Origin of the sequence: Yoonia maritima, assembly GCF_002933395.1 — a bacterium.
Classification (GTDB): domain Bacteria; phylum Pseudomonadota; class Alphaproteobacteria; order Rhodobacterales; family Rhodobacteraceae; genus Yoonia; species Yoonia maritima_A.
This window is the reverse complement of the sequence record NZ_PKFN01000007.1, coordinates 120,825-141,528: the sequence shown is the minus strand read 5'-3', so window position 1 is coordinate 141,528 and position 20,704 is coordinate 120,825. Positions and strand designations below refer to the sequence as shown.

Sequence of the window (20,704 nt, the reverse complement as noted above, 5' to 3'; positions counted from 1 at the left end):
AGAGGCGCTGAAATACCGCGCCCAGTGTTCGCATTGTTCTATGTAGGACAGGAAAGATTCAACACAAACTATGTCACCAGCCTGTGATCTTTTAACATAAATCTGAAAGAAAAGGGCCAGCGTTTCCACCAGCCCTTTTGAATTTGATATATCGCGTCACTTTATTCAGACGTGGCGTTGCCAGTATCCGACTTAAGATAGTTAAAGAACGCATTGTCTGGAGACAGAACCATTGTGGTATTCCCCCCCTGCAACGCAGTTTGATACGCAGTCATTGACCGATAGAATTCAAAGAACTCGGGATCGGCACCAAATGCATCGGCAAAGATACGGTTGCGTTCGGCGTCAGCTTCACCGCGTGTAATCAGCGCCTCACGACGTGCATCAGAACGAAGCTCGACCGCAGTTCGGTCCGCAGATGCCTGAATACGCTGCTGTGCTTCGCGGCCTCGGGCACGCAAGTCAGCAGCTTCTTCGTCACGTTCTGCAATCATACGCGCAAACGTCGCTGTTTGGTTTTCCGCCGGCAAATCAGTCCGTTTCAGACGTACATCAATGATCGTCAAACCAAGGTTATCCGCACGTGTGTTCGTCCGGTCACGAATACGGTTCATCAACGTGGCGCGGTCAACGGATAAGATATCATTCGATGTCACAGAACCCAGCACTTCGCGGATACTATCATCAAGAATTTTATCTAGCGAGCTAGCAGCATTGGCTTGCCCACCAGAACCCACCGCTTGACGAAATTTAGTCACATCTTCGATCCGGTAACGCGCAAATGCGTCAACGATCAAGATACGTTGATCTTGCGGTGTGACCCGGATCGGGTCGGGATCGCGTGACAAGATCAAATCGCTGTAAGGGACCACTTCATCAATCAATGGCACCTTAAACGCCAAACCTGGATCTTCATGAACAGCGACGACGCGGCCAAAACGCAATACCAACTTTTTTTCACGTTCGTCTACGATGAACATCGACGACAAAGCGGCCAGTAGAACAACTACCAGGACCGGTAAGATAAATACGGAACGTTTCATTAGTTTGACCCTCCGGAGCGACGTAGTTCATTCAGCGGAAGATAAGGGACAACGCCCTGCCCGCCATCGCTATTTTCATCAAGCAAGATCACATCGACACCGCCGATTACCTGCTCCATCGTTTCCAGATAAATCCGCTTGCGGGTCACTTCTGGTGCCAGTTCGTATTGTGCAAGAACGGCGCTGAACCGCGAAGCCTCACCCAAGGCGTTGTTCACGACCTCAGCACGATAACCTTCGGCTTGCTCAAGGATTTGTGCGGCTTCACCGCGCGCCTCTGCAACAACACGGTTTGCATAAGCATCCGCAACATTTTGCAAACGTGATCCTTCTTGTTCTGCATTTTGAACTTCGCGGAACGCATCAAATGGCGAGGTGAGCGAAATTGTGCCTTCGGCATCGGTCACTTCGACACGAATGTCAGGAGCTTCGGCTTTGTTCAAGTTAACCCGGACAATGTTCACGCCACTTTGGTATTCATCAAGCGTTTGCTGGATCAGAACCTCAAGCTGTTCACCAATTTGACCACGGTTCGTGTTCAAGATCGGCGTCAGTTCAGACTGCGCAATAATCTCGCGCATTGCAGACTCAGCAACAGCACGAATAGTGGCTTCAGGGTCTTCAAGCGTAAATTTATATTCAGCAGGGTTATCGATGTTCCAAACAACTTGGAAATCGACATCAACGATGTTTTCATCCCCCGTCAACATGAGGCCCGCTTCTTGACCGCTAGTTGATGTGCCAATCGCGATACGTTGCTCTTGGGTCACTTGGACCTTTTCGTATTTCACCAATGGCCAAGGCGCAAAGTTCAGGCCTGGTTCGCCAATTTGGGTAAATTTACCAAGGAACAGTTCAATCGAACGCTCTTCGGGCTTCACAGTATAGGTCGATGCCAGAAGCCAAAGCGTAACAGCAGCAAATGCACCAAGCCCAACCATGCCACGCGTGATTTCGGGGCCTTCGCCGCCGCCTTGCGATGGTCGGTTGCCGCCATTGTCGCTGCGGCCGCCCATAAGCACGCGCAGTTGTTCGCGGCCTTTGTTCACCAGCTCGTCAATTTCGGGGATACCTGCGCCGTCGTTACTTGGCTTACGTCCGCCACCACGGTTGCGATCATCATCACCGCCTCCGCCATTGTTACCGCCGCCGCCCCAAGGGCCACCTGAATTTCCTGCCATGTTCTGTCTCAGCTTCCTTTATTCGTCACCCATCGCGTTGGGCTTTCATAATGCCATGTGTGCCCAAAGCCCGCTAAATCAAGCGGTCCGGACGGGTTCTTTCATCGTAACAAGCTCTTCCGCCATCGTTGGATGGACCGCCACTGTACGATCAAAATCTTCTTTCGTCGCCCCCATCTTTACCGCGATACCAGCAAGCTGGATCAATTCGCCCGCGTGATCGGACACGATGTGACAGCCAAGCACCTTACGTGTGTCGGCACAGACAATCAATTTCATCAACACGCGATCATCGCGACCAGCAAAGGAATGGTTCATCGGCTTGAATGATGAACAATATACCTCAATCGGGCCATTTTCGGCAGCCTGTTCTTCGGTCAATCCGATTGTACCAAGTTCCGGCTGTGTGAACACCGCAGATGGGATCAATTCGTGATCAACTGCCGTCGGGTTACCTTTAAACACCGTCTCTACAAACGCCATACCTTCGCGGATTGCGACAGGCGTCAGTTGAACGCGATCCGTGACATCACCGATTGCATAAATCGACGGCACTTTGGTCTGGCTGTATTCGTCGACGATAATTTCGCCTTTACGGCCAAGCGTTACACCAATGTTTTCCAGCCCCATATCATCGGTATTGGGCGCACGACCTGTGGCAAACATCACCTGATCATAGACTTGTTCGTTACCGTTTGTGGCCTTCACCCAAATCCCATGACCAGCAGCCCTACCCGGCATAGGCGCAGGTTTGCCCCCATCCATGAGAGTACCACTGTCGATACCTTTCAAGTCGTCTTCGGTCGCCGCGCGCATTTCGACGACATTTGTGCCCAAATGTAAGTCAACGCCTTTGGCGCGCATACCTTCCGCGACAAGCCCGCGCGCCTCGTCATCGAAACCACGCAAGATTTGTGCACCACGGTAGAATTGAGTGACCTGAACGCCCAAGCCATTCAAAATGCCAGAAAATTCAGAAGCAATGTAACCGCCGCCAACAATTAAGATCGATTTGGGCATCGTTTCGAGATTAAAAATCTCGTTTGAGGTAATGCCAAGTTCAGCGCCCGGCATGTCTGGCACGACAGGGCGACCACCCGTTGCGACCAAGATGTGTTTTGCAGTGATGTCCTGCCCCGTCGATAACGTCACGGTATGCGCGTCTTTGATCGTGGCACGGGCGTCAAAGATTTCGACATCCGATCCGTTCAGCAGCTTGCGATAAATACCTTCAAGGCGCTCAAGTTCGGCGTCAAGCTTGCCACGAAAGCGCGGCCAATTGAATTCGCCGCTTTCGACATCCCACCCATAAGCCCGCGCATCGTCAAACATTTCAGAATAACCTGACGCAAAAACCATCAGCTTTTTGGGTACACAGCCGCGAATAACACAGGTTCCGCCCATGCGAAATTCTTCGGCCAAGGCAACCTTGGCACCGTTCGCTGCGGCAACGCGCCCAGCACGCACCCCACCAGAGCCACCACCAATGACAAAAAGGTCATAGTCAAACGTCATCTGCACGCTCCATCCGTGTTAAGCAAATCAAGGACTTAATCGTCCAGATCCGCAAAAATATTGTCATCATCGCGCAGATCAAAACGCACGACTTCCTCTGTGTCATTATCCACATCACGGACGTCAACACGCCCGTCACCATGGCCGACGATCACCACATCACAGATATCTATGAACAGTCCGTTTTCAACCAAGCCCGGAATTTGATTAAGCGCGAGGCTAAGTTGATGTGGGCTTCCAATCCGCTTGAGATGCAGGTCAAAGATAAAGTTGCCCTCATCTGAGATGAACGGCTTATCCCCATTCATGCGTTGCGTAACTTCACGCCCAAGCACATCCATCCCGATCAACGTTTCTTCAATCAGTCGTTTTGTGATCTTTGCACCAAAAGGGATAACTTCGACAGGCAACGGAAACGCCCCAAGCGTATCAACCTTTTTGCTCGCATCTGCGATCACAATCATGCGGTCGCTTGCTGTTGCAACCACTTTTTCCTGAAGATGTGCCCCACCGCCACCTTTGATCAGCGTCAAATTTGCATCATATTCGTCAGTGCCGTCAATCGTCACGTCAAGCCATTTGGCCTCATCCAACGTGATCACTTCGATGCCAACTTTACGCGCTAAGTTCGCCGTGCGCGTCGATGTTGGCACACCCTTGATTTTCAGACCGTCCTCACGAACCATCTCCCCCAGGCATTGTACAAGCCAAGCTGCGGTCGACCCCGTCCCAAGGCCAACCTTCATCCCGCTTTCAACGTATTCCGTTGCTTGTTTCGCAGCGAGAAACTTCGCCTTGTCGATCGGTGACAATTCACTAGTCATGCACTTAATCCCCCAAAAGTCCTGTGAACTTATAGGCAAGATTTAAACAGGGCGCGAGACCCCAATTGCTGTTAATATTCTTGGGCTTGCTACGTTTTTCGAAAGAAGGCGTCGTATTTGGGCAGCACTCGACCGCAGCATCAGCTAAGTTTTAGACATGGAACAGATTTTACGCCTTCATTACGCACCAGATAATGCGTCACTTTGTATCCGCATCGCCCTAGAGGAATTGGGACTGCCCTTCGAACCCGTTCTCGTGGATAGAAGCACATCGGCACAAAAATCGGAACAGTATTTAGCGATGAACCCCAATGGCTTAATTCCGGTTCTTGAAACACCTCAGGGGCCGATGTTTGAAACCGCCGCAATTTTGCTTTGGCTTGCCGACAAAGAGCAAAAATTGATCCCGGCACCCAGCAGCCCCGAGCGTGCACATGCGTTACAGTGGCTCTTCTGGCTATCAAACACCTTTCATGCGTCATTACGCATGTTGTTTTACCCCGACCAGTATTCCCCAAATGATGCAGAAACCCTGCGTACAGCGACCCGTGCACGGCTGATTAAGCAGCTCGATCTTCTGGAAGCGGCGCAAACCGCTGGTTGGCGTGATCAAGATGCGCCGACGATTCACGCGTGCTATCTCGCGCCGATGCTACGTTGGAGCGGTCTTTATGGCGGATCAACCGATTGGTTTGATCTGTCCCGCTGGCCAAAGTTGAATGCCTTTGCACAACGCGTTGAACGTAAACCTGCCGTCATGCGCGCCGCCAAAGCCGAGGGGCTGGGATCAACACCCATCTCTTGTCCGTCACCGTGCAATCCACCAGAAGGAACCGCGCTTTAATGTTTCTATCCGTGTTTGATATGTTCAAGGTCGGCGTTGGCCCGTCTTCTTCGCACACCATAGGACCGATGGTTGCAGCGGCACGGTTTCTAGACCATCTGCGTGCCCAACCTTTTAAAGTGGTTGGCGTACGGGCATCACTATACGGCAGCTTGGCGTTTACCGGGGTTGGCCACGCAACTGATAGGGCCGTCATACTTGGGCTCGCTGGGTTTCGCCCTGATGACTATGACGCGGAAAAAGCAGAGACAGAACTGCTACGGATAAAAGCAGAAAAAAATGTGCAACCAGAAGCGCTTGGCGCACTGCGTTTCGCCCCATCCGATGACCTGATCTTCGACTACGGCCCAGCACTTTCCGGACATGCGAACGGGATGATTTTGGCCGGAACGGACGCTCAGGGCGACATACTTACCCAAGTGACTTACTATTCTATTGGTGGCGGTTTCGTGTTGACCGAAGCAGAGCTAAGCGCGGGCAAAGATACCGACAGCGGCCCGCCTGTCCCCTACCCATTTCATAGCGCTGACGAAATGATGCGCATGGCATCCACGTCCGGTAAATCCATTGCGGCAATGAAACGCGCGAATGAACAATCTCGGATGCAAAACGTTGATCTTGATCGCGGCCTTGCGCGCATTTGGGAGGTTATGAACAACTGCATCGATCGCGGCCTGCAGACAGAGGGTATTTTGCCGGGCGGCCTAAACGTGCGCAGACGTGCCAAAGGTATTTATGACGCACTGATGGCGGAGCGCGGGATGAACCTGACCGCGCCGCACACAATCAATGACTACATGTCGACTTATGCAATGGCCGTGAACGAAGAAAACGCCGCCGGTGGTCAGGTTGTTACGGCACCCACGAATGGCGCAGCCGGGGTCGTGCCTGCAACGATCCGATATTGGCTCGATCACGTGCCCGGAGCGACCAGTAACCGCGTTCCCGAATTCCTGCTGACCGCCGCCGCGATTGGCGGGTTGATTAAATTCAACGCCTCGATTTCTGGCGCTGAATGTGGGTGCCAGGCGGAGGTCGGCAGTGCTGCTGCGATGGCAGCTGCAGGATTGGCCGCAGTGATGGGTGGTACGCCCGAACAAGTTGAAAACGCAGCCGAGATCGCGTTGGAACATCACCTTGGCATGACCTGTGATCCGGTCAAAGGTCTGGTCCAAGTCCCGTGTATTGAACGTAACGGATTAGGCGCGATAAAAGCAGTGTCCGCCGCGTCGCTTGCTTTGCGCGGGGATGGTCAGCACCTTGTATCCCTTGATGTTGCAGTAGAAACGATGCGCCAGACCGGCGTTGATATGTCTGAAAAATACAAGGAAACCGCGCTTGGCGGTTTAGCAGTGAATGTCCCAAACTGCTGACCGCCCTTTGCTTGGCATTATGCTGATGCTTGCATTTTGTGTGTTGGCCCCTTTGGGGGACAGCATCGGTAAACTGCTGGGTGGCACGGTCTATTTGGGCACGCTGGTCTTTGTCCGCTTTGCGGTACAGGCCGCGATTTTGCTACCACTGGTCTGGCATAGTGGCGAAGGGCTAAGGTTGCCCAAGGGCACATTCGGCATCACTCTATCGCGCACGGTATTGCACATTACTGGGATCGGCCTGATGTTTACGGCCTTGCGTTATCTGCCCCTTGCCGACGCGATTGTGATTGCGTTCGTGATGCCTTTCATCATGTTACTACTTGGCTATTTCATAATGGGCGAAGAGGTCGGTATCCATCGTTTGGCCGCTTGTGCCGTCGGATTTGCAGGCACCTTGCTGGTTATTCAACCCAACTTTATCGCGGTCGGTCTACCAGCATTGTTCCCGCTCGGTGTCGCAGTCATATTTGCGTTGTTCATGATGGTGACACGGCGGCTCGCAAAGGAGATCGACCCGATTAAGCTTCAGGCGGTTAGCGGACTACAGGCCTGTGTTATGATTGCACCGCTATTGGCGTTTTCATCGCAAGACACTGCCGCGCTGACTGCGACCACGTGGGGCATGCTGTTCTTTTTGGGCGTACTCGGAACGCTTGCGCATTTATTCATGACGTGGAGCCTACGGTTTGCTCCGGCATCGACACTCGCCCCTATGCAGTATCTGGAAATTCCATTTGGAACTCTTATCGGCTGGATGATCTTTGCGGATTTACCTAACGGATTGGCCGCGTTGGGAATTTGCATCACTGTGGCGGCAGGGCTTTACATTATTATGCGCGAACGACGGCTTGCAAAGCTGACGACAAATGCGCCATCGGCAGTGTGACCAAAAGCGGGCCCTCTGCCTGAATAACGACGTCACCGGCAATTTCATTTGATGAACTAATAAAACCAATCGGATGCATATCTTGGTCCTCGAACGACCAGCGCAAGCCTTGGACAGAAACCCGACAATCAGCAAGCGGCATCAATGACATGCGCGTGCCAATAGGCGCATCGACACGTGTTTCCCCTTCGGGTGCCACAAAGCAAAGATCGGTCTCATCGAGTAAAATAACGGCCCGGTCACGATAACGCGCAAGCACATTCAAAACCGCAAGCGTATGGTCCATACGCCCCCCCGTTAAACCCATGGCCAAAACCACCGGTGCGTCGACACGGCTCAGCGTTTTTTCAAAGTCTGTCGTGTCCTGTTCAGGAATGTGATGAATAACAACGTCAAATGTGGCACGGGCGGACTTAGAAATACTGTCCATGTCACCGATCACTGCCGCCGGGAAAATGCCCGCAGCAAGCAAATGATCGGCACCGCTGTCGGCGGCAATAAATCGCTCAACTAGCGGTAAAACATACGAAATTGTGTCAGCATGCACCCTTGCACCACCGACAATGCAGACCGTATGATTACTCGAAACAATTGCGTCGTTAACTAACACTTCAATTCCCATTCACAAACATTCCCCAAAACGGTCACAAAATGATCCCGAATGTAATCTCATCTTGTACGCGACTAAGAGCAATCGCCAATTCGAGCGGACTGCCATGAAAACCGAAGAAAGCGCATCATCTATGACCAAAAGCAACCAGATTTTAGATGTCTCCTATGGAACCTTCTCATGCCGACTAGAAGGTTTCGAGGATTCGGTTGAAACGATGAAAACTGTCGTCTCTTATTTTCACGATCTTGCAGGCCATGATCGCTTTATGGATGTCGCCCCCCAAGCGCCGGATATGGAAACTCTTGCACTGCTCACTGCAGAGCAAGCAGATACAGATGTTGAAATTGCGGGTGAAGGCCAAAACGTCAGCCTGCGTGTCGCATCTGACGAAGAAGACGCGTTCGCCGCAGATGATGAAGTCGCCACTGAAAACATCGCGACAGATGACGATGACCCAAGCGATGACTTCGAAGACGATCGTGTGGATGATGAACACCCTATTCTGCTTACAGATGAAGATGACGCCGAAGATGCGTTTGACGATGATGACTTTACCAACATAACCGACGAAGAAGAGGAATTCGTCGAGGACTTGGAAGACGAAGCAGCACCGATTTCCGCCCAAGACGAAGACGTTATTGCTGACGAAGACTATGCCGAGGAAGAAGAAAGCATCGCAGCCAAGCTTCAACGCATTCGTGCGGTCGTCGGACGTGGCCACGTTCAGGCACCCGTAGCCGAAAAACCGGAACAAACCACCCAGCTTGAAGAAGATGACGACGACGAGGACGAAGTCCCGGTAAATCCACTTGCCCAGCGTCTTGCCGACCTTGCAAGACGCAACGCAGAACTCGCTGCGGCTGATGCCGCAGCCGAGGAAGAAGCGCGGTCTGTAGAAGAAAACTCTGAAGAATCCGAAGATGAAGCGTTTGAAACATCCTTTGATGATGACGAAGGCACCGGACCATTGGTTCTGACAGTCGCCGCAGATGATGAAGATGACGCGGAAGAAGAATTCGCTGACGAAGATCATTTCGACCTAAAAGCTGAAGTCGAAGACGTTGCGCGCGAAATCGAAGAACGTGACGCCCAGACGGACAAACGCGAAGAACTTCCCGAGCCGCCTGAATCGTCGATGAGCCGAATCCTATCGCAAACTGATGAACGCTTAAACGAGCCAGAAGGCCGCCGGCATCGTGATGCTTTTGCGCAACTCAAAGCCGCCGTAGCGGCGACAGAAGCAGCCCGACAGCTGGGCGACGATGGCCCCACTGACGAAAAGAGCGACGCGTTTCGCGAAGATCTTGGTGCACATGAGGCCGACATAAAAAGCGAGGCGCGTGAACCTGCCCCGCTGCGCCTAGTACCATCCCAGCGTTCGGCAGATGCGGATAAACCCGTGGATGCCGCAGCAGAACGGTTGCGTAAAATCGCGTCGAAGAAAGAATCGACAACGTCGACTAATTCCGGCGGTTTCGCAGCCTTTGCAAAGGAACAAGGCGTTACAGAGCTGGGCGATCTTCTTGAGGCGGCGGCAGCGTATATCGCATTCGTGGAAGGTGACGATGATTTCTCGCGCCCTCAGGTTATGAAGAAAGTCCAAAGCGCCACCGCGCAAGAAATCAGCCGCGAGGACGGGTTGCGTTCATTTGGTCGCTTGCTGCGTCAAAGTAAAATCCACAAGCTGAACAATGGGCGCTTCCAAGTGTCGGAAAACACACGTTTTCGCCCGGATGGCACATCAGCATAAAACCAAAACACACTGATCGAAAGGCGAGGAGAAATCCTCGCCTTTTTTATTCATATCCGCATTAATACAAGCGCGCCGGACTGATCCGCCGCTACCGCGCTTGCGACCAGCGCCGCCATCAATATCAAAGTAAGGCTGATTTCATTGACCACCGAGGCTTCCACAAACAAGGCTGCCTTCACAGCCTTGTTTGATCACTGCATGCGGTCAACTTAATTGTGTTCGTCTTCTTGATCCGGGTTGGCTTGGCCAATTCCCATGAACACCCATTTCAGCGGAAAAATCCAACCAACACCAAGCAAGACGTAGATCAGCAGTTCAATAGGCTTTGCAAAACCCGGCGCGATATTCATCATGGTGACGGCCAGCACGATATAGGCAGGCAAACCAATCACCAATATAAAGATCGCAAGGCGTTTACGGCCTTTATACCCCATTGCCATCAGTCCGAGAATGGATCGGTGACGAGGATCGTATCCTCACGCTCAGGCGAGGTTGATACCAGTGCCACGGGACATTCGATCAGCTCTTCGATGCGGCGCACGTATTTGATCGCCTGTGCTGGCAGATCTGCCCAAGACCGCGCGCCCTCGGTAGATTCAGACCAGCCTTCGATTTCTTCATAGACTGGCGTGCAGCGCGCCTGTTCGTCAGCCGCAGTCGGAAGGTAATCAAGTGATTTTCCGTCCAGTTCATAGCCTACACAGATTTTCAGTGTCTCAAAACCGTCCAGAACGTCCAGCTTTGTCAATGAAATGCCTGATACGCCAGAGGTCGCACAGGTTTGACGTACGAGACAGGCATCGAACCAACCACAACGGCGTTTCCGGCCTGTTGTCGTGCCAAATTCATGACCACGTTCGCCAAGGCGCTGACCATCAGCGTCGTCTAGTTCTGTTGGGAACGGCCCCTCGCCAACGCGGGTGGTATAGGCTTTAACGATGCCCAACACGAAATCAATCGCACCCGGTCCAACACCGACACCTGTCGCGGCCTGACCAGCAATGACGTTAGAAGATGTCACAAACGGATATGTGCCAAAATCGATATCCAGCAGCGCGCCTTGCGCACCTTCAAACAAAATCCGCTTACCTGCTTTGCGCTTTTCGTTCAGCACTTTCCATACGGGGGCAGCATATTGCAGAATTTCAGCAGAAATTTCACGCAGTTGCGCAAGAACTTCGTCACGCTTAATTGGCTCTAGGCCCAGCCCCCGGCGCAGCGCATCGTGGTGTACCAACGCGCGATCAAGGCGCAGTTCAAGCGTCGCCGCATCAGCCAAATCGGCAACCCGGATCACGCGGCGACCGACCTTATCTTCATAGCATGGTCCGATGCCACGGCCAGTTGTACCGATCTTAGCAACAGAGTTTTGGTTTTCACGGGCACGATCCAATTCACCGTGGAACGGCAGGATCAGCGGCGTATTTTCCGCAATCATCAGTGTCTCGGGTGTGATCGACACGCCTTGAGCACGGATGGTTTCGATTTCTTTTATCAGGTGCCATGGGTCTAAAACGACGCCATTACCGATCACCGACAGCTTGCCACCACGGACAACACCTGATGGCAGCGCGTGTAGTTTATAAACTTCGCCATCAACAACCAATGTATGGCCCGCATTATGTCCGCCTTGGAACCGTGCAATAACGTCTGCACGTTCTGAAAGCCAATCAACGATCTTGCCTTTGCCTTCGTCGCCCCACTGAGCACCAACGACCACCACATTTGCCATAAGAGTATTGTCCTTTTTGAACTTCGTGCCTCCTATATCGTTGCATGACTGCTTGGGGAACCGCAAATTTGCGCCCGTTGGCTAGACAGGCACCGATCCGGACTGCATTGTCAGCCCCGAAAGACAAAAAGAGGCACCTATGGGTTTCATAATACGCTGGATATTCGCATTCGGGCTACTTGCAGGCACCTACAATCCCAGCCAGTGGAACTTTGTGCGCTGGAGCATGGCAAACTATGAAACCAGCTTATCAGTGACCGTATTGTTCGGACTGATCCTATTTGTCGGCTATATTATATATCTGCGCGCGACACTGCGATCCATTGGCATATTCGGTATGATTCTTATTCTCGCCGTTGTCGCGACGTTGTTATGGGTCATTTACGATCAGGGGCTGATCAGCTTGGACAATCCAACCATCAATACATGGATCGCAATTGTCGCACTTTCGATTGTTTTGGCCATTGGGCTAAGCTGGTCAATTGTCCGCAGACGCCTTACTGGGCAGACGGATGTCGACGATCTAGACGAATAACTCGATTTTCAGGGGTTGCGGCATTGGCTCGCAGCTTTTAGATACCGCGTGTTCACGCACGCCCCGAAAGGCACCTCGATGGAAAATGTTGTCCTTGTCATCCACCTGATCCTGGCCCTAAGCCTGATTGGTTCCGTTCTTTTGCAACGGTCTGAAGGTGGCGGTCTTGGCATGGGCGGCGGCGGCGGTGGCGGTGCATCCGGCGGGCGTCCGGCCCCCACAGCGATGAGCAAGTTCACTTGGATTCTTGCTGTCGCGTTTATCTGCACGTCGATCGCGCTGACATTAATCGCAGCAAGCAACTCATCGAACTCTTCTGTTGTTGACCGTATCGACGTTCCAACTGAATCGTCTGACGGTGTGCCGCTTCCTGACCTTGGCGAAAGCTTGCTTCCACCGTCTAGCGATGATGCACCTTTGGTTCCATCTGCCGACTAACCACTACTGATTGCCGGGCGGCAACGTTCGGCAACACCATATTGCGTCAGCGGTTGCGCAACTCATCCGAATCCGGTATGAGTTAAATCCCGTGATGGTGCGAATTTCGGCGTTCGTTTTCCAACAATTACTGTAAGTTTTCACGGGGGATCCCTGCTCATGGCGCGTTTCATTTTCATTACAGGTGGCGTGGTTTCGTCACTTGGCAAAGGGCTCGCATCAGCCGCGCTGGGATCACTGCTGCAAGCACGCGGATTTTCTGTGCGTTTGCGCAAACTTGACCCATATCTCAACGTTGATCCGGGCACGATGTCCCCGTTTGAACATGGTGAGGTATTCGTCACAGATGATGGTGCCGAGACTGATCTGGACCTTGGTCATTATGAGCGTTTCACGGGTGTCCCCGCCCGCAAAACAGATTCGGTCAGCTCTGGTCGCATCTATTCCAACGTTCTCGAAAAAGAACGTCGTGGTGACTACCTAGGCAAAACCATCCAGGTGGTTCCGCACGTCACCAACGAAATCAAAGATTTCATCAGCATTGGCGAAGACGAAGTCGACTTTATGCTTTGTGAAATCGGTGGCACCGTCGGTGACATTGAAGGCCTGCCCTTCTTTGAAGCGATCCGTCAGTTTAGCCACGACAAGCCACGCGGCCAATGTATCTTTATGCACCTGACACTGCTGCCCTATCTGGCCGCAAGTGGTGAGCTAAAAACCAAGCCGACCCAACATAGTGTAAAAGAACTGCAATCCATCGGTATTGCGCCTGATGTTCTGGTTTGCCGTTCCGAACAGCCGATCCCGGAAAAAGAGCGTGAAAAGATCGCCCTGTTCTGCAACGTCCGCAAAGAATGCGTTGTTGCAGCCTACGACCTGAAATCGATCTATGAGGCGCCGCTTGCCTATCACAAGCAGGGTCTTGACCAAGCTGTGCTGGATGCGTTCGACATTTCGCCTGCCCCATCTCCGAAACTGGACGTATGGCACGATGTGTATGACCGCATTCACAACCCCGAAGGTGAAGTCAAAGTTGCCATCGTTGGGAAATACACCCAGCTAGAAGACGCGTATAAATCCATCGCCGAGGCCCTAACCCACGGTGGCATGGCGAACCGCGTGAAGGTCAAAATCGAATGGGTCGACGCAGAGCTGTTCGACGACAAAGACGCGACGCCATATCTGGAAGGCTTCCACGCGATCCTTGTTCCTGGTGGATTTGGCGAACGCGGCACCGAAGGTAAAATCAAAGCGGCCCAATTCGCGCGCGAAAAGAAAATTCCATACCTCGGGATTTGCCTAGGCATGCAGATGGCCGTGATCGAAGCTGCGCGCAACGTCGCTGGCATGGACAAAGCTGGCTCTGAAGAATTCGACCACGAAGCAGGTAAAAAACGTTTCGAACCTGTCGTCTATCACCTGAAAGAATGGGTCCAAGGCAACCATAAGGTCGCCCGCAAAGCAGATGATGACAAGGGCGGCACCATGCGTTTGGGCGCATATAATGCGACGCTAACCGAAGGTTCCAAAGTTGCCGAAGTCTATGGTGATACCACAATCGAAGAGCGTCACCGCCACCGCTATGAGGTTGACACGAAGTATCGTGCTGAACTGGAAAAAGCTGGGCTAAACTTCTCAGGCATGTCGCCTGATGGCAAACTGCCGGAAATCGTCGAATGGCAAGACCACCCTTGGTTCATCGGAGTGCAGTTCCACCCAGAACTGAAATCCAAGCCATTCGCACCGCATCCGCTGTTCGCTGATTTTGTCCGCGCCGCAGTCGAAGTATCGCGCCTTGTTTGACCTCAATGAGCGGGCGTTGCCCGCACATGATTCTGATCGAAAGAGCGCCTGATGCTATCGTATCAACATGGTTACCACGCCGGAAACATGGCAGACGTGCACAAGCACGCGCTGCTGGCGTGGTCGCTGGCGTATATGACTCGCAAGGATAAACCGCTTAGTTATCTGGAAACTCATGCGGGTCGCGGTCTGTATGATATGACAGACGAAGCATCAGTTAAAACTGGTGAGGCGGCCAAAGGCATTGCAATCGCCGCTGATTGGTTCGCCTCTGATCATCCTTATGCGCAGGTCTTGGATCGTATTCGTGCAAAACATGGTGCCACCGCTTATCCCGGTTCACCACTTGTTGCCGCCGAAAGCATTCGACCGATGGACAACATCCACCTGTCCGAACTGCACCCACAAGAATTCGCCGCCCTTCAGGGCAATATGGCCGCATATGGCGGCATCTATCGCCAGCGTGATGGCTGGGAGATGGCGATGTCGCTGTGCCCGCCAGATCCGCGCCGTGGGCTGTTGCTGATTGATCCGTCGTTTGAAGTGAAATCAGATTACGACACTATCCCAGACACGATCACCAAGCTTCACCGCAAATGGGGCGTTGGGGTGATTATGCTCTGGTATCCGATCCTGACCGACGCCCCGCACAAGCCAATGATTGACGCCCTGCGCGCAGCCATTCCTGATGGCGTCGTGTCAGAGGTATCATTCCCACCTGCGCGTCCGGGCCACCGCATGGTGGGATCTGGGCTGTTCGTGGTAAATGCCCCCTACGGTTTTGAACAAGAATCTGCACGCCTTGGACAGCTCTTTCACAAAAAACTGAAGCCCGCCTGACTTTGCAGGCTGAACGCACAGGACTATGTATATCGAATGTTTGGTGATTTCCTTCGGCGCTTGACCGCCCCCGCCCCAGAGCCTCTTTCTGATCCCGATGCGCGTCTTGCGCTTGGCGCATTGCTCGTGCGTCTTGCGCGTGCTGATGGCGATTATGCCGCAGAGGAAATCGCACAAATCGATCAAGCGCTTGTTGCGCGTTATGGCCTGTCAGACGAGGATGCCGTTGCGTTGCGCAAAGACTGCGAAGCGCTCGAGGCGGAAGCCCCCGATACAGTGCGCTTTACGCGCGCTATCAAAGATGCGGTTGCGCATGATCACCGTGTCGCTGTAGTCGAAGCAATGTGGTCCGTGGTTATGGCGGACGGCGTGCGTGGCGAAGAAGAAGACAGCAATATGCGCATGATATCATCCTTGCTAGGTGTTTCTGACCAAGACAGTAACGCCGCCCGTCTTCGGGTTACACCACGTTAAGTGATCCCAAGCCTGATAATGCATGCCTACACCCGGTTGCGCCGCATTCTTAACGCGCTAGCCATTGCCGCAAAGCGCCTATGATCTGCCGCTTCCGCCCAAGCCTTAGGCCTTTGCACCTGTAATCAGCGATTGACGCGATGCTCTCGTTGCAAAAGCTAAAAAAATAAGCCCTAATTACCAGCACAATCAACAAAAGCGATCAAACGTGTCAGACCAAGCCCCTGTAATCGAAATCCGAAACCTTCACAAAGCCTATGGTGATTTGGAGGTATTGAAAGGCGTCGATATCACCGCACCCGCCGGACATGTCGTATCTTTGATCGGATCGTCAGGGTCTGGAAAATCAACACTTTTGCGCTGCGCCAATTTGTTAGAAGACAGCCAGCAAGGCGAAGTTTTGTTTTGTGGCGAACCTGTTATTTGGAAAGGTGCGGGTGCAGGCCGTCGCCCCGGCGACCACGACCAGCTGATCCGTATTCGGACGAATCTGTCGATGGTGTTTCAGCAGTTTAACCTGTGGGCCCATATGACGATTCTGCAAAACGTTATGGAAGCACCGGTTACCGTGCTTAAACGCGACAAGGCAGAGGTCGAGGAAGCCGCACGCAAGTATCTTGCCAAGGTCGGTATTGGCGATAAATGCGATGCCTTCCCTGCCCAACTGTCCGGCGGGCAACAACAGCGTGCCGCAATCGCGCGTGCCCTATGCATGGAGCCAAAGGCCCTGTTGTTTGACGAACCGACAAGCGCGCTTGATCCTGAATTGGAACAAGAAGTGGTCAAAGTGATCAAAGATCTGGCAAACGAAGGCCGGACAATGCTGATTGTGACACACGACATGCGTATGGCCGCTGACGTCAGCGACCATGTCGTGTTCTTGCACCAAGGTAAGATCGAAGAAGAGGGCGCACCAGACGTTCTATTCGGGCAACCAAAAACCGACCGACTTCGCGGGTTTCTATCCGCGACGGTTTCATAATCATCAATTGGGAGAAAACTGATGAAAAACCTGATCCTAAGCACTGCAGTGCTTGCCGTTGCTGGCAGCATGGCGATGGCCGAAAGCCACTCTGTTGTCCGTCTGGGCACCGAGGGCGCCTACCCTCCATACAACTTCATCAACGACGCTGGCGAAGTTGACGGTTTTGAGCGTGAACTAGGTGACGAACTATGCGCACGTGCGGAACTGACTTGTGAATGGGTCACCAACGAATGGGATAGCATCATTCCGAACCTCGTGTCCGGCAACTACGATGCGATCATCGCTGGCATGTCCATCACGGATGAACGTGATGAAGTTATCGACTTCACACAAGATTACTATCCACCGACCGAATCTGTCTATCTTGGTGCGTCTGATGGGGCCGACCTGACAGGTGTTGTCGCCGCACAAACCGGCACTATTCAGGCCGGCTATGTTGCCGAAACTGGCGCGACCTTGCTTGAGTTCGCTACGGGTGACGAAACCATCGCAGCCGTTCGTAACGGCGAAGCTGACGCTGTTTTCGCCGACAAAGATTTCTTGCTTCCTTATGCTGACGAAGCTGATTTGATGGTTGTCGGCGAAGGTGTTCCGCTGGGTGGCGGCATCGGCCTTGGTATCCGCGAAAGCGATGCTGATCTTCGCGCCAAACTTGATACTGCGATTACCTCAATGAAAGACGACGGCTCTTTGAATGAACTGCTGATCAAGTGGTTTGGCGAAGAAATCGGTACTTACTAAGCTGATAAACTCCGGCTTTGCATACGTGCAGAGCCGGAGCATCAAGACCTTGCCATGACGACACCCTGCGTAGATAGGCCCTACCATTTTTAACTATTGCTCTGATCCCGCCGCCCTAGAAGGGCTGACTTGGTTGTCGTGCTATCTGACCACTGGCAAGCATATGTCGATGTATTATGCAGTCGGCACAGTGTTGCTGTTGTTGGCAATCACTGCCCCCGTTGCATTGGCGTTTGGCTTTGGCGGCGCATCAGCGGCCCGCAGCCATTTTGCACCACTACGTTGGATCGGTAACACCTATATCGCGATTGTACGGGGCATTCCCGACATTGCTTTCTTTCTATTTTTTGTGATTGCTCTTGATCAAGCGTTCGAATTCATCCGCCACAAAATCAAATGCCCCGATTGGAACGAACCAATCCGGCAAGGCAATGATTTTGTGGTCTGTACCGCCGCTAAACTTCCGTTAAGCAACGCGCCTCAATGGGTGCATGAAACCTATGGCTTCGCTTTGGCGGTCCTCACGTTTGCAATCGTTTTTGGTGCATTTGCCGCCAACGTGCTTTTCGGTGCCATGCGCGCAGTACCCCACGGCCAGTTAGAAACCGCAGAGGCCTATGGCATGTCGCGCCGCCAAACATTCTGGCGCATTCTTGTGCCTCAAATGTGGGTCTACGCCCTACCCGGCCTGTCCAACCTTTGGATGGTCCTGATAAAAGCAACACCATTACTTTTCTTGCTTGGTGTCGAAGACATTGTCTATTGGGCGCGTGAATTGGGCGGGTCCAAGCGGCCTCAGTTTACGGACTACCCGCACGCCGACTGGCGGATGTGGTATTTCCTTGCCCTGCTGGTGTTCTACCTCGCGTTCACCAAAGTATCCGAAGTCGTTCTCGATCGCATCATGGCGCGCCTAACACGCGGCCAAGCAACTGCTGCAGGCGAAGCACAGCGAAAGGCCGCGACATGAGCTGTTGGGAAACAATTATTGATTACGGTCTACGCAGCCAAGGTATTGGTGAACGTCTATTGCCACGCAACGATTTCACGCTGTGCCAGCAGTTTACGCTGATCGGCTCAGGGATGATCTGGAATGCGTATTTCGGGCTGATCGCGCTTTGCACCGGATTCTTCATGGCGACGGCTGTCGCATTGGGCAAAGCCGCGCAATCAGCTTGGATACGCAAACCAGCGGATTGGTTCATCTTTATCTTCCGTGGATCGCCGCTGTTCATCCAGTTCTTCTTTGCCTACTTCCTATTCCTTAGCCTAAAAGCACAGTATCCAATTTTCAGCCCGCTGACCTCTGCATGGGCCGGGGCGTTGGTTGTATTGTTCTTGAACACTGCCGCCTATTCCGCAGAAATCTTTTACGGGGCGCTTCAATCCATCCCTAAGGGAGAGATTGAAGCCGCTGACGCATACGGGCTTTCAGGTTGGTCGCGTTTTCGTCGTGTGATCTGGCCAACCATGCTGCGCCTTGCTTGGCCCGCCTATACGAACGAAGCCATATTTTTGTTCCATGCGACAACGCTTGTGTTCTTCTCTGGCTTTCCAGCGTTACAGCAACGCGGTGATGCGCTTTACTACGCAAACTACTTTGCCGATAAGACGTTTAACCCATTCATTCCCTACCCCATCCTCGCTGGGTATTTTATTCTGCTTACTTTGGTTGTGATTGGCATTTTTGGGCTGGTGAATACCCGACTTAATCGCCATCTTCCTCAAAGGCTGCGCAAGCGGCTGAAAATCAAACCGCAGGTCATTAGATGAGTTGGTTGGACGACAACCCGGACGTAAAAAATGTAAGATGTGGTGCGGCCGACCTAAACGGTCAGGCACGTGGTAAACGTGTCCCGCGCCGTTTCGCGGCAAAGCTAGAACAGGAAGGCACACGATTTCCGCTCTCTGTGCTGAACCTTGATATTTGGGGCGAAGACATTGACGACAGCCCACTGGTATTCGAAAGCGGCGACGCCGACGGCGTTTTATTACCAACTGAACGCGGCTATGTGCCGATGCCTTGGCTCTCTTCGCCTTCCGCGATCCTGCCGCTGTGGGCGTTTCACGAAGATGGAACAGCATTTGCCGGCGATCCCCGTCATGCACTGGCACAGGTCGTTGCACGCTATAAAGCACTTGGCTTAACCCCCGTTGCCGCCACCGAAATGGAATTCTATTTGGTTGATGATTCCGGGCGTGGCATCCGCCAACCCAAATCGCCAAAATCAGGCAAACGTCGCGCTGGCGCCGAGGTTCTATCGCTTCGCGCGTTGGATGCTTTTGACCAGTTTTTCAACGATCTTTACGACGCTTGCGATGCAATGGATATCCCGGCCGAGGCTGCGATCTCGGAAGGTGGGCTTGGCCAGTTCGAAGTCAATCTTGAACACGTGCCTGATGCACTAAAGGCGGCGGATGACGCATGGCTCTTTAAGATGCTCGTACGTGGCTTGGCCCGCAATCACGGAATGGCCGCCAGTTTTATGGCCAAGCCCTATGAAGACTATGCAGGCAACGGATTGCACACCCATTTTTCGGTAATCGATGCTGACGGTAATAATGTGTTTGCCAATGACACACATAAAGGCACCCTCCTTTTACAACACGCCATTGCAGGCTGTTTAAAAGGCATCCCTGACCTTGCTCTTATCTTTGCGCCACATGGCAACAGCTATGAACGACTGGTCCCCGGTAGCCATGCGCCCACGGGGATATGTTGGGCTTATGACAACCGCACCGCATCGGTACGCGTTCCCGGCGGTAGCTATAAGGCGCGTCGGATTGAACACCGCCTCGCTGGTGGCGATGTAAACCCATATCTATTCTTGGCTGCGGTGCTAGGGTCCGCACTTGTCGGGATCGAAGACAAGCTGACACCACCAGCCCCAATCACAGGCAACGCATATGATCAGAAACTGCCCCAAGTCCCCGGAAGTTGGAGCGAAGCAATTGACTCGTTTGAACAAAGCACACTCGCTAGACGTATCTTCAATGGGCAATTGGTCGACAACTTGATCCGTACCAAGCGCCAAGAAATGTACCACTTCAAAGAACTCAGCGCAGAAGAACAACTTGACCTTTATCTAGACACCGTTTGACCAAGGTAAATTTCGCGAAA

General features: G+C 52.8%; 21 protein-coding genes. 14 read left to right on the top strand and 7 right to left on the bottom strand.

Annotated features, from left to right (window positions below):
• Positions 1–161 precede the first annotated feature (161 nt).
• From hflC to rpiA, 4 genes are all read right to left on the bottom strand, one after another.
• Positions 162–1,043, bottom strand: a complete 882-nt coding sequence (gene hflC, locus CYQ09_RS02180) for a protease modulator HflC (RefSeq protein ID WP_106743824.1) — start codon at positions 1,041–1,043, stop codon at positions 162–164.
• Positions 1,043–2,224: an FtsH protease activity modulator HflK gene (hflK, locus tag CYQ09_RS02175; protein ID WP_106743823.1), complete on the bottom strand. Its 1,182-nt coding sequence runs from the start codon at positions 2,222–2,224 to the stop codon at positions 1,043–1,045. The genes hflC and hflK overlap by 1 nt, the downstream gene beginning before the upstream one ends.
• A 78-nt stretch (positions 2,225–2,302) precedes the next feature.
• A complete protein-coding gene (locus CYQ09_RS02170; protein WP_106743822.1) occupies positions 2,303–3,739 on the bottom strand; it encodes an FAD-dependent oxidoreductase in 1,437 nt (478 codons plus the stop codon).
• Positions 3,740–3,774: 35 nt separating this feature from the next.
• On the bottom strand, positions 3,775–4,563 hold the full coding sequence (gene rpiA, locus CYQ09_RS02165) for a ribose-5-phosphate isomerase RpiA (RefSeq protein WP_106743821.1): 789 nt from the start codon (positions 4,561–4,563) through the stop codon (positions 3,775–3,777).
• Positions 4,564–4,720: 157 nt separating this feature from the next.
• On the opposite strand from rpiA, the gene CYQ09_RS02160 reads away from it, so the two are divergent.
• Genes CYQ09_RS02160 through CYQ09_RS02150 form a run of 3 tightly spaced genes read left to right on the top strand, consistent with a single transcriptional unit; the run spans position 4,721 to position 7,669 of the window.
• Entirely contained in the window at positions 4,721–5,407 is a 687-nt protein-coding gene (locus tag CYQ09_RS02160) for a glutathione S-transferase family protein (protein WP_106743820.1), read from the top strand.
• A complete protein-coding gene (locus tag CYQ09_RS02155) occupies positions 5,407–6,780 on the top strand; it encodes an L-serine ammonia-lyase (protein WP_106743819.1) in 1,374 nt (457 codons plus the stop codon). Before CYQ09_RS02160 ends, CYQ09_RS02155 begins: the two co-directional genes overlap by 1 nt.
• A complete protein-coding gene (locus tag CYQ09_RS02150) occupies positions 6,764–7,669 on the top strand; it encodes a DMT family transporter (protein WP_106743818.1) in 906 nt (301 codons plus the stop codon). Before CYQ09_RS02155 ends, CYQ09_RS02150 begins: the two co-directional genes overlap by 17 nt.
• Here CYQ09_RS02150 and CYQ09_RS02145 read toward each other — a convergent pair.
• Positions 7,614–8,291, bottom strand: a complete 678-nt coding sequence (locus CYQ09_RS02145) for a thiamine diphosphokinase (RefSeq protein WP_106743817.1) — start codon at positions 8,289–8,291, stop codon at positions 7,614–7,616. The genes CYQ09_RS02150 and CYQ09_RS02145 overlap by 56 nt on opposite strands.
• Positions 8,292–8,412: 121 nt before the next feature.
• Here CYQ09_RS02145 and CYQ09_RS02140 point away from each other — a divergent pair, with 121 nt between their 5' ends.
• Positions 8,413–10,032, top strand: a complete 1,620-nt coding sequence (locus CYQ09_RS02140) for a hypothetical protein (protein ID WP_106744531.1) — start codon at positions 8,413–8,415, stop codon at positions 10,030–10,032.
• A 212-nt stretch (positions 10,033–10,244) separates the two neighbouring features.
• On the opposite strand, the gene CYQ09_RS02135 is transcribed toward CYQ09_RS02140, so the two are convergent.
• The gene (locus tag CYQ09_RS02135; protein ID WP_106356952.1) at positions 10,245–10,469 is read right to left on the bottom strand and encodes a DUF2842 domain-containing protein; all 225 of its coding nucleotides are present in this window, start codon (positions 10,467–10,469) and stop codon (positions 10,245–10,247) included.
• Positions 10,470–10,474: 5 nt separating this feature from the next.
• Complete coding sequence (locus CYQ09_RS02130) at positions 10,475–11,767, bottom strand: adenylosuccinate synthase (protein ID WP_106743816.1); 1,293 nt, start codon at positions 11,765–11,767, stop codon at positions 10,475–10,477.
• A 139-nt stretch (positions 11,768–11,906) separates the two neighbouring features.
• Between CYQ09_RS02130 and CYQ09_RS02125 the strand changes: the two genes are divergently transcribed.
• The 10 genes from CYQ09_RS02125 to CYQ09_RS02080 all read left to right on the top strand — a co-directional run bounded on the left by CYQ09_RS02125 (position 11,907) and on the right by CYQ09_RS02080 (position 20,684).
• Positions 11,907–12,302: a DUF6524 family protein gene (locus CYQ09_RS02125; RefSeq protein WP_106743815.1), complete on the top strand. Its 396-nt coding sequence runs from the start codon at positions 11,907–11,909 to the stop codon at positions 12,300–12,302.
• Positions 12,303–12,380: 78 nt separating this feature from the next.
• The gene (secG, locus tag CYQ09_RS02120; RefSeq protein WP_106743814.1) at positions 12,381–12,740 is read left to right on the top strand and encodes a preprotein translocase subunit SecG; all 360 of its coding nucleotides are present in this window, start codon (positions 12,381–12,383) and stop codon (positions 12,738–12,740) included.
• Positions 12,741–12,899: 159 nt separating this feature from the next.
• Entirely contained in the window at positions 12,900–14,543 is a 1,644-nt protein-coding gene (locus CYQ09_RS02115; protein WP_106743813.1) for a CTP synthase, read from the top strand.
• A 51-nt stretch (positions 14,544–14,594) separates the two neighbouring features.
• Complete coding sequence (locus CYQ09_RS02110) at positions 14,595–15,383, top strand: 23S rRNA (adenine(2030)-N(6))-methyltransferase RlmJ (protein ID WP_106743812.1); 789 nt, start codon at positions 14,595–14,597, stop codon at positions 15,381–15,383.
• 36 nt (positions 15,384–15,419) lie between these two features.
• Positions 15,420–15,857 carry a TerB family tellurite resistance protein gene (locus tag CYQ09_RS02105; RefSeq protein WP_106743811.1) on the top strand — a complete coding sequence of 146 codons (438 nt, stop codon included), beginning with the start codon at positions 15,420–15,422 and terminating at the stop codon, positions 15,855–15,857.
• Positions 15,858–16,065: 208 nt separating this feature from the next.
• Entirely contained in the window at positions 16,066–16,839 is a 774-nt protein-coding gene (locus CYQ09_RS02100) for an ABC transporter ATP-binding protein (RefSeq protein WP_106743810.1), read from the top strand.
• 21 nt (positions 16,840–16,860) lie between these two features.
• The gene (locus tag CYQ09_RS02095; protein WP_106743809.1) at positions 16,861–17,583 is read left to right on the top strand and encodes a transporter substrate-binding domain-containing protein; all 723 of its coding nucleotides are present in this window, start codon (positions 16,861–16,863) and stop codon (positions 17,581–17,583) included.
• An 85-nt stretch (positions 17,584–17,668) separates the two neighbouring features.
• Entirely contained in the window at positions 17,669–18,553 is an 885-nt protein-coding gene (locus CYQ09_RS02090) for an ABC transporter permease (RefSeq protein ID WP_204353906.1), read from the top strand.
• Positions 18,550–19,356: an ABC transporter permease gene (locus CYQ09_RS02085; protein WP_106743807.1), complete on the top strand. Its 807-nt coding sequence runs from the start codon at positions 18,550–18,552 to the stop codon at positions 19,354–19,356. Before CYQ09_RS02090 ends, CYQ09_RS02085 begins: the two co-directional genes overlap by 4 nt.
• Complete coding sequence (locus CYQ09_RS02080; protein WP_106743806.1) at positions 19,353–20,684, top strand: glutamine synthetase family protein; 1,332 nt, start codon at positions 19,353–19,355, stop codon at positions 20,682–20,684. Before CYQ09_RS02085 ends, CYQ09_RS02080 begins: the two co-directional genes overlap by 4 nt.
• Positions 20,685–20,704: the final 20 nt, after the last annotated feature.

Bases quoted from the DNA above. Each gene is read 5' to 3' on its own strand.
- hflC (WP_106743824.1), bottom strand. From the start codon at position 1,043: ATGAAACGTTCCGTATTTATCTTACCGGTCCTGGTAGTTGTTCTACTG.
- hflK (WP_106743823.1), bottom strand. From the start codon at position 2,224: ATGGCAGGAAATTCAGGTGGCCCTTGGGGCGGCGGCGGTAACAATGGC.
- CYQ09_RS02170 (WP_106743822.1), bottom strand. From the start codon at position 3,739: ATGACGTTTGACTATGACCTTTTTGTCATTGGTGGTGGCTCTGGTGGG.
- rpiA (WP_106743821.1), bottom strand. From the start codon at position 4,563: ATGACTAGTGAATTGTCACCGATCGACAAGGCGAAGTTTCTCGCTGCG.
- CYQ09_RS02160 (WP_106743820.1), top strand. From the start codon at position 4,721: ATGGAACAGATTTTACGCCTTCATTACGCACCAGATAATGCGTCACTT.
- CYQ09_RS02155 (WP_106743819.1), top strand. From the start codon at position 5,407: ATGTTTCTATCCGTGTTTGATATGTTCAAGGTCGGCGTTGGCCCGTCT.
- CYQ09_RS02150 (WP_106743818.1), top strand. From the start codon at position 6,764: ATGTCCCAAACTGCTGACCGCCCTTTGCTTGGCATTATGCTGATGCTT.
- CYQ09_RS02145 (WP_106743817.1), bottom strand. From the start codon at position 8,291: ATGGGAATTGAAGTGTTAGTTAACGACGCAATTGTTTCGAGTAATCAT.
- CYQ09_RS02140 (WP_106744531.1), top strand. From the start codon at position 8,413: ATGACCAAAAGCAACCAGATTTTAGATGTCTCCTATGGAACCTTCTCA.
- CYQ09_RS02135 (WP_106356952.1), bottom strand. From the start codon at position 10,469: ATGGGGTATAAAGGCCGTAAACGCCTTGCGATCTTTATATTGGTGATT.
- CYQ09_RS02130 (WP_106743816.1), bottom strand. From the start codon at position 11,767: ATGGCAAATGTGGTGGTCGTTGGTGCTCAGTGGGGCGACGAAGGCAAA.
- CYQ09_RS02125 (WP_106743815.1), top strand. From the start codon at position 11,907: ATGGGTTTCATAATACGCTGGATATTCGCATTCGGGCTACTTGCAGGC.
- secG (WP_106743814.1), top strand. From the start codon at position 12,381: ATGGAAAATGTTGTCCTTGTCATCCACCTGATCCTGGCCCTAAGCCTG.
- CYQ09_RS02115 (WP_106743813.1), top strand. From the start codon at position 12,900: ATGGCGCGTTTCATTTTCATTACAGGTGGCGTGGTTTCGTCACTTGGC.
- CYQ09_RS02110 (WP_106743812.1), top strand. From the start codon at position 14,595: ATGCTATCGTATCAACATGGTTACCACGCCGGAAACATGGCAGACGTG.
- CYQ09_RS02105 (WP_106743811.1), top strand. From the start codon at position 15,420: ATGTTTGGTGATTTCCTTCGGCGCTTGACCGCCCCCGCCCCAGAGCCT.
- CYQ09_RS02095 (WP_106743809.1), top strand. From the start codon at position 16,861: ATGAAAAACCTGATCCTAAGCACTGCAGTGCTTGCCGTTGCTGGCAGC.
- CYQ09_RS02085 (WP_106743807.1), top strand. From the start codon at position 18,550: ATGAGCTGTTGGGAAACAATTATTGATTACGGTCTACGCAGCCAAGGT.
- CYQ09_RS02080 (WP_106743806.1), top strand. From the start codon at position 19,353: ATGAGTTGGTTGGACGACAACCCGGACGTAAAAAATGTAAGATGTGGT.